We start from the raw sequence: 15534 nt of genomic DNA on the forward strand, positions 1-15534 counted from the left end.
GAGCTAACAGTTCCTACTGCCAAGCCTGTAGTGGACTTTCACCACCTAGCATTTGCGCATGCTGGGCGCACAAAAAAAGATAAAGCATCAATCAGTAACTGATGCTTTATCTTTTTTTATGAGCCACCTTACGAGCAAATAGGCAAGAACTATCCCAAACAAGGCTCCCACGAAATCCAAAATAACGTCTTGAACTAGTGGCGTTCTACCACCTGTTAACATTTGGTGGAATTCATCAAACGCAGCGTATGCGAGAGGAATTCCTGCGCTAAGAGAAAGTACTAACCAGCTTCTTTTTATAAAAGCACTGAATCCTACAAACAAACTAAAAGCCATAAGTGCATAAGAAAAGAAATGTGCACCTTTGCGTATAAAGAATTCAACAAAAGAACTGTATCCTTTCGCTGCTATACTTATTTCCGAACCAGCATAATGAAAAGATATAGCTGATAATTGCTTTTCGAATGGTTTATTGGCTAGTAGTCTATCTAAACCAGATGTCATAGATTGTTGCTCGTAGGTTTGCGATGAGGAGACAAACAAAATAATAATCATCGCTACAGCTATGCCAATACATAACCAAGATAATCTTCGTTGCAAAAATGCCACTTCCTTACGTGTTTTTCATAACTTTATCATAACAAGATTAAAATTAAATGAAAAACGTTAAGTTTATTAGGATTTTGAGCTCTAAAAAAATGTCAGACACAGCTACCTGACACTTTTTAGCGGAATTAAAAACCAGATTTCACCCCGTAATAATTTTCTCCTTTGGCAGTCTAATCGCGTTTTTCTTACCATCTTTAGTGCGGAAGGATAACATCATGTACATTATCCCAATACGCCCGATAAACATAAGCAGGATAATGATAATCTTGCCGAAATAACTCAAATCGGCCGTTATCCCCATCGATAAGCCACAAGTTCCAAACGCAGAAAACACTTCGACCACAATTGCCATCAGTTCTGCCTGTTCTGTGTATCCTAGTATTGTAATTGCCCCAACACATAGGAGAGTTGCAAAAACAGCTACAGCCAACGCTTTTCGCACATCTTCTTGGTACAATTCACGGCCGAAAATGTAAATATGGTTCCGTCCACGGATCACAGAATACAAAAATAAAATCGTAATCGCAAAAGTCGTCGTCCGAATTCCACCACCCACGGAGCTTGGCGATGCTCCGATGAACATTAGTGCTGAAACCACAAGTAGCGTCGGGTCTGTCAGTGCTGATGTGTCAATCGTTGACAAGCCTGCACTTCTGGACGTTGCGGATAAGAACATCGAGTTAAAGAAGCCCTCATCAATCGGAGTTCCTTTAAAATAATGCTGACTCTCCATCGCCCAAATTAGCAGTCCACCAATGACAAGCAGTGCCATATAGGTAACCGTCGTCACTTTTACGAACAAAGAAAAACGGAATGGTATCAAAGTATTCTTTTCGAATAAGAATCGGCGTACTTCAATTAGGACAGGAAAACCAATCCCGCCAGCGATGATGAGCAATATCGTAATAAATTGGACGAAGTAATCCGTCACGAACGGCGTCAATGAGTAACCTGTAATATCCACACCAGCATTTGTCACCGCTGAAACCGAGTTAAATAATCCTTGGAACATTGCCTCACCAACATCGCCTTTATAAAACGGGATAAAATAAATGCCTAGAATCAGTCCACCAATAAACTGGATTCCAAAAATCAAAATCAGAATCTCACGTAACATCCGGACCATCCCACTCATTGAAAATTGGTTCGTATCTGTCATAATTAACTGGCGCTGACGTAGCCCAACTCTGCGCTTCAATAACAAATAAAAGAACGTACTAAGCATCATGACACCAAGGCCACCAATTTGGAAAAGTCCCATTAGCACCCAAATTCCAGCGCGACTGTAAGATTCACCAATATTCACCGATGCCAGACCCGTTACACTCACCGAACTCGCTGCTGTAAATAGCGTATCAATGAATGGAATTTTAACACCTGGTTTTTGTGTGAACGGCATGCTTAGTAGTGCTGTTGCAAATGTAATCGATAGGAAATAAAACGTGATGATGACCTGAATCGGTGTTAGCCTAGACATCCTTGCACGTATTTTCCCTCGGCGCGAGTTACCACCAATCATATAATTATCCCTTTTGTTTCTCTTTTTTCCTAGCAATAATATAACCACCTAAACCAAGAGCAATCATGACGAACCAGAAGGTGATCTCCCACCCTGCTGAATCTGGAAAATGCTCTGATAAAATGCCTACTTGCGGGTTAGCCAATGTAATCACGGCCATTTTCACCCCAACCCACCCAACAATCAAGAAGGCGGCTGTTTCTAAAGTAGGGTAACGCTTCAATAATTTCACCACTTGTGTTGCTGCAAAACGAATAACGATTAATCCTGCTAAACCTCCCAAGAACATCACAGTAAACTGACCCGCACTCATACCACCAATTTCGTATGTACCGATTGCTGGTAAAGTAACCACTAGAGCGGCAGCCGCAAGCATCGAATCCAAGGCAAAGGCGATATCTGTTAACTCCACGCGTGCCACTGTTCCCCAGAAAGATGCTGGCTTTGGTTCTTTTTCTTCTTTTTCTATTTTATTCTTGTTGGTATTTTTGTCCCAAATGTGCTTTATTGCTAAGTAAAGTAAATACAGGGCACCAATCGCTTGTATTTCCCAAAAATTAACTAAATAGGAAATAATAAGCATTGCAATCAATCGAAAAACAAAGGCTCCGACCAGCCCATAAAATAAGGCTTTTCGTTGCTGATCATGCGGTAATTTTTTAACAATGACAGCCATAACAACAGCATTATCCGCTGAAAGTACCCCTTCTAGCACAATCAAAATCAAAAATACCCATATATATTCTCCCCAAATCGAGATATCCATGTCCACCCCACCATTTCTTTACTCTCCACTTTACCATATCTTCTACTCTATTTGCTAACTATATATAACGGAAAAACTCCCGTAAACGCAACGGGAGCAAGATTCCATTTTTATTAAGCTTTTGCATCTGGATTTTTTTTGGCTGCACGAACAGATATGAGCCAGCCCCATAAGATGATGGCAATCATGACTGCCCAGAATGTTAATTTCCAAACAGTTGAGTGTGGGAAGTGCTCTGGGATGATTCCTAATTCTGGATGTGCTAATGTGTAAACAACTAGCTTCACACCGACCCATCCTACAATGAGGAAGGCAGCTGTTTCAAGAGATGGATATTTTTTCAGTAATTTTACGAATTGTGTTGCAGCAAAACGGATACAGATTAAGCCAACGAGTCCACCGATAAACATCACGCTAAATTGTCCCGTATCTAGTCCACCAATTGTGCCCCAGCCTGTTGCTGGAAGTGTAATTGCTAGTGCTACAGCAGCTAACATCGAATCAATCGCGAAGGCAATATCGGCAATCTCCACTTTTAAAACAGTTACCCAGAAGCTGGAACCCTTACCTTCCTTCACTTTATGCCCATCGTCTTTACCTTTTGCGTGCTTCCACATATGGCTAATACAAATATAAAGCAAATATGCAGCTCCAAGCGCTTGAACTTGCCAAACTTCTGCCAAAAAGGAAATTAAGAAAAGAGCTGCAAATCGGAACACAAATGCGCCAATCAAGCCGTAAAATAGGGCTTTTTTCTGCTGTTCATCCGGTAAATGTTTTACCATAACCGCCATAACAACCGCGTTATCGGCCGCTAGAATACCTTCCAAACCAATTAAGACAAGTAAAACCCATCCGTACTCTAAAATCATTGCTGTATCCAAATAAAATTCCTCCTTTTTTCTTTCAACCGTCGTCAGCGTCTCCTAATCAAACACAAAAAACGAGACCCCTGCCAGATGTTTGGCAAAGGTCTCGCTGACATTTTCATGAAATGTTGATAAAACCGATGGATACGATATCCATGTAATGACGACTTTATCTCAGTCTACTAAATAAGACTAACGCTACTCCCCCTTGACGAATGTCAAAAGTGATATTTGATTGATAGAAAAATAATATCATAGAATTAGTCCAACTGTCAACAAAGCTTTTCATTGACAGAATGGTGTGTTATTTGACTAAAAATTTATTTTTATTTCATATTTAATTTAGCACAGTTTTATCTTTTTTTGCGATACTGGAAAGAAAGAGGGGGGAAATCGATTTGAAGAAAATAATGTTAATACTTGCATCGCTCACATTAGTCGCCTGCTCCAATGAGAATAGCCAAGAACCTAAAGCAAAGAAGGTTTCTGTGGAATCTCAAGGCCATAAATATAATTATGATGTTGTAACTTCTGCCACAACTACCACATTCGGCACGCACCCCGAGGCAAAATTCACACCAGCAGAAAAAGAAGCGCGCATGTTTTGGTCTGTTCAGCCACCGATTGGTATTATCCATGGGAATTATTATAAGAATGAGCTTGATTTTGATGGTGGAAATCATGGCATCTTAGAGTTAGTAACAGACAATGATGGCAAGCTAATCCATGTTGAATTTAACGAGATGGCTGCACCGAACTATTACGAACCAAAGTATGCTAATGCATCGAAACGCCTTTCTGACTATGCTTTTTTCCAAGCCGAGAACACCCGAACAGATGACACGTTAGTAACTTGGGTGAATGGCATTACATTTTTAGAAGGTCAGATGCTTGCAGAAAACCGACTAGATGGTAATTTCGAGACAGTAAGAGGTTCTTCGACTAGTGCTAGAAATGGAATGATGCCGCTTGCTGAGGAAATGAAAGATTGGGTGAAAAAGCCATTTGGATTTTACTATTATGGGATTGCAGAGCCACTTGGCAATGGTCTAACAGCGCGTCTACAAGTCGTTACAGCTGATGATAAGATTATTTCTGTAAAGTATGATGAAATATTTGCTGATAACAAAAAGGACATTACAGACCCTAAACTACAAGCTTTTTATCGCCAATCCAAATACTATTCGCTAGATTATAGCAAAGAAACCGCCAATGCTTTCATAAAATTCGCAGATGGCATTGAACAGCAGGTTTTGGGTACACAAAACTTGCTCACTATTCCTAAGCAGGACTACAAAGACTTTCAGAACTACGAAAAATTAGCTCGTAAACTCCAAGCAGAGATGGATAAATAAAAACCTAGCGATGAATTTTCTATCCAATTCATCGCTAGGTTCTACTATTTTTTACGAGCTAGGAAACCTATAGACGTCAGTGTTAAAAAAGTACCAATGATGGTAACTAGGCTGTCTGTCGTATCTCCAGTTTGGGGTAATATTTTCATGGCTGGTGGATTCGATGTTTCCTTTTCCTGTATAGCGCCTTTCCTCGGTGTTACTTTCACAATCAGCTTTTGCCCTACATATACTTCGCTACTCGGGAGTTTGTTCCATATTTTTAGTTGTTCTGTCGTTGTTTCGAATTTTTTTGCAATGCTTGGAAGCGTATCTCCTTTTTTAACAACGTATATTTGTAATTCATTATCGCCATCTATCATCGTGCTTACTTCCGGTATCACAACGATTGGTTCTGTGCTAGGCTCTGGTGTTACTGGTGGTTTTGTTGCCACTGGCGGATCTGGCGTTACTATTGGCGGCTCAACTGGTGGTGGATTATTCCCGCTACCTTCACCTTCCCCACCTCCTGAATAATCATTGACAGTTGCATTTCTTGTTTGTTCTTCAATATTTGAACCACCAATTTTAGCGGTATTTTTATAGCTGAACTGACCGCCCGCCATTTTCGTTTGGTACGTTATTACGACCGATGTATCGATAAGGTCGCCTAACTCTAAACGAAAACTACGCTTTGAATCCAGCACCACATTTTCAGTTCTCGTGTACAGTTCTTTTTTATCAGCATCGCGGTACTTTAGTTTTACTGGGCCATAGAGTGATTGTCCTGCTCCCATAATATCACTATAATAAGCATCATTTATGTCTTCGAGCGCGTTATTGAGTGTGACCGTCCAATTAATAAGACTGCTATCTTTCGTATCAATTCGTCCTTGCTTAAATACTACAGTCGGCGTAACCGTTCCACCACCTCCATTTCCTACCTTATGAATCATGATATCAAGCGTCGTGTAATCACCGGCCAATGGAAAAGCAATTGAATTTGATTGATCCGTTACAATGTTATTTTTGTTAAAATCTGCATAAAAAAACATCGATCCTTTAATATCTATGTGCGTGTCAACAAATGTCGTAAAAGTCAGTATAATTTTGTTGTTTATCGGATCTACAATCGCCGTTGCTACTGTGTTGCCACTATCATCTTTTAGCAAAAACGGTGCAAAACTGACATATTTCAGTTGCTCAGGTAATGGTATCGTCATCGTTTCACCGCTATGTACTGCTTGTGTCAATTCCCAATTGTAAACCACTTTCACACGATCATTTTCTTTAAAATCCGTGCTAGCAACTCCATTTTTATTTTGCATTTCTACATGCGTAAAGAACTGTGAGCCGTAGTCTGTTGCCGCTTTTGCTTCTTGCCCTCCCGTAACCAACACAGAAATGCTAAACAATAGAACTCCCATTAAAATAAATACTATCTTTCTCATTTCCTCACCCCTTAATGTAATATAAATTTCATTTTCCCTTGTTTTTTCTTTTGAAACACAAAAAGAGCCCAAAATAGGCTCTTTCATGATTTATAGCAAGGATGTTAATTCAATATCTGGGTTCTTATCGTGGAACCAGTTTAATGCGAATTCATTTTCAAATAGGAATAATGGCTTGTCGAAACGATCTTTTACGAGCATGCTTCGTTGTGTAGATAGTTTTTCATCCACGTCTTCTTCTTTGATCCAGCGCGCAATTTTCGAACCGATGGGCTCCATTCGAATCTCAGAATTATATTCATTGTTCATGCGGTGTTCAAAAACTTCAAATTGCAGTTGGCCAACTGCACCGATAATGTAATCTTCCATACGCCACGTTTTGAAAAGCTGAATCGCACCTTCTTGAACGAGCTGCTCAACTCCTTTGTGGAAATGCTTTTGCTTCATCACATTTTTTGCAGAGACTTTCATGAACAGTTCCGGCGTAAATTGTGGTAGTTTTTCATATTGAAGCGTCTTGCTAGCATTCGTAATCGTATCGCCAATTTGATAATTCCCTGTATCGTATAAACCAATAATATCCCCAGCAACTGCGGTATTAACAGTTTCACGATCATCTGCCATAAATTGCGTCGAATTACCAAGTTTAATCGGCTTGCCGGTACGTGTTAAGTTCACGGACATGCCCCGTTCAAATTCACCCGAACAAATGCGCACAAACGCAATCCGGTCACGATGTGCTGGGTTCATGTTTGCTTGGATTTTAAAGATAAAACCAGAAAATTTGTCCATATAAGGGTTTATTTCACCTTCATTAGATTGGCGAGGTTGTGGTGCTGGCGCAAAGTTTACATACGTTTTCAAGAATGTTTCCACACCAAAATTTGTTAAGGCACTACCGAAAAATACTGGTGTTAGTTCACCCGCGGCAATGCGCTCTTCACTGAAATCATTGCCAGCTTCATCTAGCAACATAATCTCCTCAAGCGCTTGTTCATAATAGCTGGAATTTTGAATCACATGCGGCTCCACTAAATCACCATTTTCACCAAGAGGTAAGAAGCGTTCGTCACCTTCCACACGGTATTGTTCCACTTGACGGTGATAGCGATCATATAGCCCACCAAGCTCTTTACCCATACCAATCGGCCAGTTCATTGGATACGATTCGATGCCCAAAACTTCTTCCAATTCGGCAAGCAATTCAAGTGGCGCTTTTCCTTGACGGTCCATTTTGTTGATAAAAGTAAAAATAGGAATACCACGCATCCGACAAACTTTGAAGAGTTTCAAGGTTTGTGCCTCAATCCCTTTCGCGCTATCAATAACCATGACCGCACTATCGACCGCCATCAACGTTCGATACGTATCTTCACTAAAATCCGAGTGACCCGGTGTATCCAAAATATTAATCCGTGAACCTTCATAATCAAATTGCATTACCGAACTCGTCACCGAAATACCACGCTGTTTCTCGATTTCCATCCAGTCACTCGTCGCAAACTTACCCGACTTCTTCCCTTTGACTGTTCCCGCTGAGCGTATCGCCCCACCAAAAAGCAATAACTGCTCAGTAATCGTTGTTTTCCCAGCATCCGGATGAGATATAATTGCAAAAGTTTTGCGCGAAGCAACTTCTTTTTTCAAATCTTGAACCATTTTCAAATTCCTCCTAGACATACTCACATTTCCTTAGTATATCATATCCAGACGTTTTTGAGATAGTTTTTGGAAAAAATAATATGTAGAAAATGAAGCTAAATATCGACGCTTTATTGTGTCTATACTTAGCTTCATACAAGTTTAATTCGTATCTTTTCTTCGTGTTGTCGTCATAAATACGATACTACCGCTGATAAAGATTACTCCCAGTAAAAGAAGCAGAGAAGTATTGCTGTCACCGGTTGCTGGTAATGCTTCTGTTGGCGTTACTTTTACAGGGCTTTCATCCGTTTTATTGACAGGTACATTCGTTTCTTTTTTCGGTGGTACTGTTGTTGCATTACCGCCTACTTGTCCTGATGGTATCGTTGGTTTGACTGGTTTTGTAATTTCTCCACCACCTGGTGCCGGCGCAGCTGCGGTCAACGTGATTTGAACAGGTTTCGTTGTCGCCACTCTACTGCGCACCTCACTTGTGAGTTGGACTGTTCCTTCATAAACGCCTGCTTTTGGAGCCTCCCAATCCAGATTTGTTACAGCGAGTGTGATATCCAAATCATGTTGCTCCGCGTCGCCTTCCAATTGATAATATCCACGAGCTGCTAGTTTTTGTAACAAATACAACTCTTTTTCACTTTGTCCAGGTTGCGCCATGAGTTCAGCAACTGGTAATGTGATTTTATCTAAACTCTCAAGCTTATTTTCTCGGGGTATCACTTCGAAAATAGCCTCTATTTTATGACTAGTTGCTAGTGATTCAAATGTATACGTGCTTCCTGAGAGCGTTACAGCTTTTCCATCTACTAGTACTTGTTGCAAGCGATATCCAGTATCTGCCCTCACCGTATAACTAGGTTTTTCGCCAACTGCATACGTTTGTTTGCCACTCGGTGTAATCGTTCCACCAACACCGGCCGAAGCTTCAATTTCAAAAGTTTCCGTGCCATTTTTCAAAACGAGCGTGGATAGCGCGCCTACTTTTACAGTACTCGTCTCGGCGGTTAAATCTGTCGTTGTTTCGCCAATTCTAGCCCAGTATTTATTCGCTGGAATCGCAATTTCTTTCTCTGCTTTATTCACATTGAAAGCAACAACATATGATGTATCGCCATCTTTTAATTCGTATGCTACTATGCTGTCATCTTGCTTGATAATCTTCATTTTTTGATTAATATCAGCATAATTGGTGAGTCGGAAAAGTGGCTCGGAATTTCGCAACTGCATCACCGCTTCAATCTCTTGAACCGAATCGATGTTTTCTGCATATCGTTCCCAATCTAGCTTATTGATAGCATCACTCGACTGGTAACTATTCTCATCCTGATCTTTCGTTCTGAAAAATTCTTGTCCGGCATGAATAAACGGCACACCCTGTGATAGTAGCACCATGCTCGTTGCCATTTTTTGCATTTTCTTTTTATCCTGCTCAGAGTCAGTTGGATTTGAGTACGCCAATTTATCCCAAAGTGTCAAATTATCATGCGCCTCAGCGTACTGAATTACTTGGCTAGGTTGCGTGAAATCATAAATTCCTTGGCCTTGATCGCGAAGACTTCCTGCTAACATATTTTTCGCGATAAGTGATTCTTTCCCTGCGGCACCATTCACAAAGCCAGGCTCTGATTCGTGTCCACCCCATGTGCTTCCCTTGATTGCATCACGAATCGAGTCATTAAAATGTGCTATTTCTGGCATTTTAGAGGCATTTTTTTGGTTGGCTTTAGCATCACTTGCAAGCGGTGTTCCCAGATCCCAGCCTTCGCCAAGCACGATAATCGATGGATCAATTTTATTCAATTCTGCTTTAATCGCGTTCATTGTATCGACATCATGAATTCCCATCAAGTCAAAACGGAAACCATCCATGTGATATTCTTTCGCCCAATAAGCGACACTATCAACCATGTATTTCCGCATCATTGCACGCTCAGAAGCAGTATCATTGCCAACACCTGTGCCGTTCGCAAGCTTGCCATCATCACCATATCGAAAATAATAGCCCGGAACCGTTTTTTCGAAAGAATGCGCCCCTGCGTCAAATACATGATTATATACAACGTCCATAATAACACGCAAACCGTTGCTATGAAGCCCTTGCACCATCTGTTTTGCCTCTTGAATCCGCGTCACAGGATTGTATGGGTTCGTGCTATAGCTACCTTCTGGGACGTTATAGTTTTTCGGATCATAACCCCAGTTATACGGTAGCGCGCCCAATTGTTCCGAAGCGTTATTGTGATTTTCCTCATTCAACGATGCATAATCAAACATCGGCAAAATTTGAACGTGCGTGATGCCCATTTTTTTTAGATAGTCGATTCCAGTTGCATCACCACCTGCCGTCTTCGTCCCTTCTTGAATCACACCTAAATATTTCCCTTTGTTCACCGTATCTTTATTGGCAATCGAGAAATCCCGAATGTGCATTTCATAAATAATCGCATCAGTCGGATTCGTAAACGCTGGCATCCGATTTGTCTCCCAATTTGCTGGAACCATGACTGCCGGATCTAAAATAACCGAACGATTCCCATTCGCCGTTGCAGCTTTCGCATATGGATCTTGAGACACCGTTTTCTTGCCATCCGCAAAAACTAAATCATACGTATAGGCTGTACCGGAAGGGAGTTTTGCCGCGAATTCCCAGATTCCTTGTGCTTTTGGTGTCATATCATAGCTCTGTGCTACCGGACTGTTCGGCAAATTATCCTGATATGTCGTCAACTTCACACTTGCGGCTGTCGGAGCCCATAAACGCCATACACTCTGATCAGCACCATATGTTGCTCCCAACGGTTCCGCGCCCGTGTAAGCATATTTTGCATCAAATGCTTGGTTCCGAACGATGCTCGTCGTATCCACAAGCTTCTCGCCAAATCCATCCGTCTTCACCGTCAAGGCAACTTGAATCGGCAAATCCTGCATCGTTTCAATATAGAAAACCGATGAATTCGTGGCATCTCGTCTAATATTCGAAATCGTAACCGCGTTTCCATCCTCCGTAAGCGTCACATCCGCCATCAAGTCAAGCGGCGTTGCATCACGATTCAGTGTCACCTTCACTTCCTTGAACCCTGTCAAACTTGCCGTTTTTATCTGCTTCGTCGCATCCGCAAAGTTTGGATTACGGTAGCCTGTCTTATCCCCACTTACAATCCAAACCTCCGCTTTGCCATCATCTGTGAACAGATAAACAAAACGATCGTCCTCCGTCCCGTCCTTCTCCCAATTACCATTCGCATTATTCGCAATAATAAATCCTAAATTCGACAAACTTGCCCCACTAGAAGCGTTAAAAGTCGCCTTCACCGATTGCCAATCACCGTCCGCTTGACCATCTGCAAAATTAATCGTTTGCGTTCCAGTTGCGCCATCCGCCCATGAATGCACAAACCAATTCGTATAATCATTATCATCACGATGATAATAAAATGTCACTTCTAAATTCTCATGACTTGGTAAGACCGCCAAATTCGCTGGTTTTGTAGCAATAGCTTCCTCACCATAATTTAGCCAAACCTCAGTAATTCCTTCTTTTGTAGAAATATAACGATCACTGCTAATATCACGATCGCCACCCCAACCAGAACCATTTTTAATCAAAAATCCGAGTTCCGATTGCACGCCATCTACGTCCAGAATCGCTACTTTCGAATAGTCACCATACGCATTCGTGTCCTCAAAAACAACCTCATGCCCAGCAACCCCATCGTTATTCCACACCCACATTTGCCATGCTTTGCTCGCTTGGTCTTTTGGATTGTAATGAACAATGACTTTCGTTTTACTCTCCCTATTTTCCGATAACGCACTGTCATTCACCGAATTAGCTAACTTCGCTTGCTGTGCCACATCTGGCTTCGGTGCTACTGTTTCCTCTGCAAAACCTTGAATCCCCAATCCAAAACTCTGTATAGCAAAGATAGCAATCATGATGGAGACTAGATACTTACGCCACATTTTCTTCAAATCCCTAACCCCTTTTCTATTTATTAGAAAGCGCTTACTCAACCTAAAGTATAATCAAGCTCGACTGGTTAAATCAACCTAAATTTAACTGTTAACGATAACAAGTTGTAAAATCGCTATATATATCAGATTTTTCTTCATTCCTAATAAAAATAGCTGGATACAGCAATCATAGCGATTACCATACCCAGCTATTTTTAATCCTCTTCTACCTTATTGCCTGTTGCTTCCACTTCTGTAACTTCTACAGGCTTCTGCGATTTCACAGCATCCGTCAGATCCTCAATGCTTCCTTTTACATTCCCTTTACCTGAAAAATTCTCAAGCAATTCACGGATATCGAGCCCTGTCGTTGCTTTCAAGCTTTCTTGTGCTGTCGCCATCAAATTCGTCGCATAACCGCTAACCTTATTCGCGCCACCATTGCTTTCACTACTACCAGTATCCACAACTGTAATCGTATCAATATTCCCCATCGGAGCCGCCACTTGTTTTGCGTACTCAGGAAGCATACTCACGATCATATCAAGCATCGCAGCCTGGCCATACAACTCGTATGCTTCGGCAATTTTACGTTTCGCTTCTGCTTCGGCAAGACCTTGTAGCTTGATAACCTCGGCCTCGGCTGTACCTTGCGCACGCTCTGCCTCAGCTTTTGCGATACCTTGTACTCGCACTTGCTCGGCTTCGGCTTTTGCTAGCGTTTCGATTCTGTATTGGTTCGCTTCTGCTTCCGCGTACTCTTGACTCTTACGGGCTGCTGCTGCTTGCTCAATCGAATAACGATCCGCATCTGCTTTTTTCTTCACTTCGGCATCATATTGACGCTCACGGCGCTTAATTTCACGTTCTTCCAATTCAATTTGCTTCTCACGCTCAATGATTTGAACTTGCATTTGCTGCTCCACAACTTCTTGTTTAGAGCGTGCCGATTCCAAGTCATACGCCTGATCGGCAATCGCTTTCGCCGATTCTTGCTCGCTACGATATTCCGCGACTTTCAACTGGTTTTGCTTTTCTGCCTCAGCAATCTCTGTTTTACGCTCCAGCTCCGCACGTGTCGCCTCTTTCTCTGCTTCGGCACGTCTCATCCGCGTTTCTTTTGTCGCTTCTGCTTCGGCAACATCCGCATCACGCTTCACCTGTGCAATTCGTGGCTTACCTAAAGCATCCAAGTATCCATTGTTATCGCGCACTTCTTTTAGCGTAAATGATACGATAATAAGTCCCATTTTTGACAAATCTTGCGTTGCGACACCTTGCACTTCTTGGGAAAATTTATCTCGATTTTTATATATTTCTTCCACGGTCATCGAGCCCAGAATCGCACGCAAATGCCCTTCCACAACCTCGATTGCCTCATTTTCACGTTCTTGTGTTGTTTTTCCTAAAAATTGTTCGGCAGCTGTCGCAATTTCTGAAATCGAGCCACCAATTTTGATAATCGCTGTTCCGTCTGCCGTTACTGGAACACCTTGCTCCGTATAAATTTCTGGCGTCCGTACTTCTAGCTTGCTCGATAGTAAACTAAGTGGTGAAGACTGCTGGAACACCGGCATAACAAACGTACCACCACCGCGTACAATTTTCACCCGCTTGCCGCCCTCATCAACGAACACATTTTTACCACCTAGATAACTCCCTGAAACAATCAACGCTTCATCCGGCCCGACTGTCTTATATTTCGTAATAAATACGATCAAAAACAGTAATAAAATAGCGACCGCAATAATCACAATCATCGTCATACCATTTGTCAGTAACTCCATTTTAGTAATTCCTCCTCGTCGTCTCTGTTTTTAAAACTAGGCTCTCTTTACTTCAAAAATGGTTCATACGGCACAACCGTCACAAAAGAATCCGTGGCATCAATTATTAATACCGTTTCATCTCGTCCGATTGGCTCATTCTCATCACTTTTGGCAGCTTTGGAAATATTACCAGCATTCATTTCGATAATTACCTCACCAAAACCATCTTTTGGAACAGGCGTAATCACTTTTGCTATTTTCCCCTCTAAATCCTTCGTCTCATACGCAATCGAGTCGCTCTTTTTCGAAAGCGGTAAAAGAATTCCAAAATAAAGAATCGATGAAAAAGCAACCCCAACCACAATCGCCGCAATCAAAATCGTAGTACTGGAAAAAGACGTAAATCGCTCACCACAATACCCCGTTGCCGCTGCAAATCCCATGAAATAAAGTAAAACAGAACCTGGAATTGGTAGTAAATCCAATACGAAGCTGATAAGTCCCACAGAAAATATAAGCGCTGTCAAAATATCGATTAAAATAATTATTCCGACAACAACCAACACCGTGAAATAAACCGTCTCGATTGGGTATCCAAATAGTGTCATTATCATACCTCCATTCCACTACGAGAACATTAGCCTCATTACTATTGTACCAAATTCCCCACTAACTCACAAGCAGCTCGAGAAACGCTTGTGAATTAGTGGGGAATCACAGAATATGACTCAGCGTGTCGACAAACGCTCATTGTTGGGGCTATTCGAAGTGATGCTGAGTTAGAGCCCCAATATGCAGGAGAGCAAAGCGAGCCTGTAATCCTTTCTGTTAAAAACTCCGTTCCAGTGCTCTTCTACACTGCGTTTCGCATAACTTCTCACATGGTCGGGGATAAGACTCCCTCTCTGTTTTCAGTCAACGTACGCAAGGAAGCTCCACGCTGGTACTCGCTTTTGCCTAGAAACTAAGCTTGAAGGACGGCAGACAAATGAAATTTCTCTGCATATTGGAGGACTAACTCATTTCATGTCGAAGAACTCCAACAACACGCTGAGGTTTTGCGGAAAATCATGTGAGGTAGTTTTTCTACAGTCTGTAAGACTTTCACTATTTTTCGGCTTTTAATTATAACAAGGATTCTATTTGTTCTTTCATGCTCATTGGGCTGTCTTTTGGTGCATAGCGTTCAACTACATTGCCATCGCGATCTAGTAAAAACTTGGTGAAATTCCATTTGATTCCGCCACCTAGCAGTCCTTTTTTTTGCTTTGTCAATATGTCAAATACGGGATTAATATCGGAGCCACGCACTTTTGATTTCGCAAAAAGCGGAAAAGTCACGCCGTAATTAATTTTGCAAAATTCCTCTATTTCGCCCGATGTGTCTAGTTCCTGATTCATGAAACTGTCTGATGGGAACCCCAAAACCGTAAATCCTTTATCTTTATATTCTTGATAGAGTTTCTCTAATTCTTCATACTGTGGTGTGAAACCGCATTTGCTCGCTGTGTTTACGACAATCATAACATCACCTTTATACTGATCTAGTGATACTGTTTCGCCGTGTAGTGTCTCTTGCTCTAATTCAAAAATAGACATATTCT

11 protein-coding genes and 1 riboswitch are annotated in these 15534 nt (G+C 41.6%); of the genes, 1 reads left to right on the forward strand and 10 read right to left on the reverse strand.

Features of this window, described 5'->3' with window-relative positions:
• Positions 1-87: 87 nt before the first annotated feature.
• The 4 genes from R8925_RS06750 to R8925_RS06765 form a co-directional block, all read right to left on the reverse strand.
• Positions 88-600, reverse strand: coding sequence for a VanZ family protein (locus R8925_RS06750; protein WP_430535130.1), 513 nt, complete (start codon positions 598-600; stop codon positions 88-90).
• Positions 601-748: 148 nt separating this feature from the next.
• Positions 749-2164, reverse strand: coding sequence for a TrkH family potassium uptake protein (locus R8925_RS06755; RefSeq protein ID WP_430539419.1), 1416 nt, complete (start codon positions 2162-2164; stop codon positions 749-751).
• A complete protein-coding gene (locus R8925_RS06760; protein WP_430535131.1) occupies positions 2133-2894 on the reverse strand; it encodes a TerC family protein in 762 nt (253 codons plus the stop codon). Before R8925_RS06760 ends, R8925_RS06755 begins: the two co-directional genes overlap by 32 nt.
• Positions 2895-3007: 113 nt before the next feature.
• Positions 3008-3778 carry a TerC family protein gene (locus R8925_RS06765; RefSeq protein ID WP_133619758.1) on the reverse strand — a complete coding sequence of 257 codons (771 nt, stop codon included), beginning with the start codon at positions 3776-3778 and terminating at the stop codon, positions 3008-3010.
• Positions 3779-3809: 31 nt separating this feature from the next.
• Positions 3810-3982: riboswitch (yybP-ykoY riboswitch) on the reverse strand.
• Positions 3983-4161: 179 nt separating this feature from the next.
• On the opposite strand from R8925_RS06765, the gene R8925_RS06770 reads away from it, so the two are divergent.
• Entirely contained in the window at positions 4162-5118 is a 957-nt protein-coding gene (locus tag R8925_RS06770; RefSeq protein WP_430535132.1) for a hypothetical protein, read from the forward strand.
• A gap of 44 nt (positions 5119-5162) precedes the next feature.
• Here the strand turns inward: R8925_RS06770 and R8925_RS06775 are convergent, their stop codons facing one another.
• The 6 genes from R8925_RS06775 to R8925_RS06800 form a co-directional block, all read right to left on the reverse strand.
• Complete coding sequence (locus R8925_RS06775) at positions 5163-6548, reverse strand: collagen binding domain-containing protein (protein WP_430535133.1); 1386 nt, start codon at positions 6546-6548, stop codon at positions 5163-5165.
• Between the two features lie 90 nt (positions 6549-6638).
• Positions 6639-8207, reverse strand: a complete 1569-nt coding sequence (locus tag R8925_RS06780) for a peptide chain release factor 3 (RefSeq protein WP_430535134.1) — start codon at positions 8205-8207, stop codon at positions 6639-6641.
• Between the two features lie 144 nt (positions 8208-8351).
• Entirely contained in the window at positions 8352-12170 is a 3819-nt protein-coding gene (pulA, locus tag R8925_RS06785) for a type I pullulanase (protein WP_430535190.1), read from the reverse strand.
• 206 nt (positions 12171-12376) lie between these two features.
• Positions 12377-13927, reverse strand: coding sequence for a flotillin lipid rafts scaffold protein FloT (gene floT / locus R8925_RS06790; RefSeq protein ID WP_430539421.1), 1551 nt, complete (start codon positions 13925-13927; stop codon positions 12377-12379).
• Positions 13928-13995: 68 nt separating this feature from the next.
• Positions 13996-14538, reverse strand: coding sequence for an NfeD family membrane protein (locus R8925_RS06795; RefSeq protein ID WP_430535136.1), 543 nt, complete (start codon positions 14536-14538; stop codon positions 13996-13998).
• A gap of 517 nt (positions 14539-15055) precedes the next feature.
• Positions 15056-15529, reverse strand: coding sequence for a glutathione peroxidase (locus R8925_RS06800; RefSeq protein WP_430535137.1), 474 nt, complete (start codon positions 15527-15529; stop codon positions 15056-15058).
• Positions 15530-15534: the final 5 nt, after the last annotated feature.

The organism is Listeria rocourtiae subsp. hofi, from assembly GCF_963575615.1.
GTDB lineage: Bacteria > Bacillota > Bacilli > Lactobacillales > Listeriaceae > Listeria_A > Listeria_A hofi.

Coding starts and splice junctions, on each gene's coding strand:
- R8925_RS06760 (WP_430535131.1), bottom strand. CDS start 2,894: ATGGATATCTCGATTTGGGGAGAATATATATGGGTATTTTTGATTTTG.
- R8925_RS06775 (WP_430535133.1), bottom strand. CDS start 6,548: ATGAGAAAGATAGTATTTATTTTAATGGGAGTTCTATTGTTTAGCATT.
- R8925_RS06780 (WP_430535134.1), bottom strand. CDS start 8,207: ATGGTTCAAGATTTGAAAAAAGAAGTTGCTTCGCGCAAAACTTTTGCA.
- pulA (WP_430535190.1), bottom strand. CDS start 12,170: ATGTGGCGTAAGTATCTAGTCTCCATCATGATTGCTATCTTTGCTATA.
- floT (WP_430539421.1), bottom strand. CDS start 13,927: ATGACGATGATTGTGATTATTGCGGTCGCTATTTTATTACTGTTTTTG.
- R8925_RS06795 (WP_430535136.1), bottom strand. CDS start 14,538: ATGACACTATTTGGATACCCAATCGAGACGGTTTATTTCACGGTGTTG.
- R8925_RS06800 (WP_430535137.1), bottom strand. CDS start 15,529: ATGTCTATTTTTGAATTAGAGCAAGAGACACTACACGGCGAAACAGTA.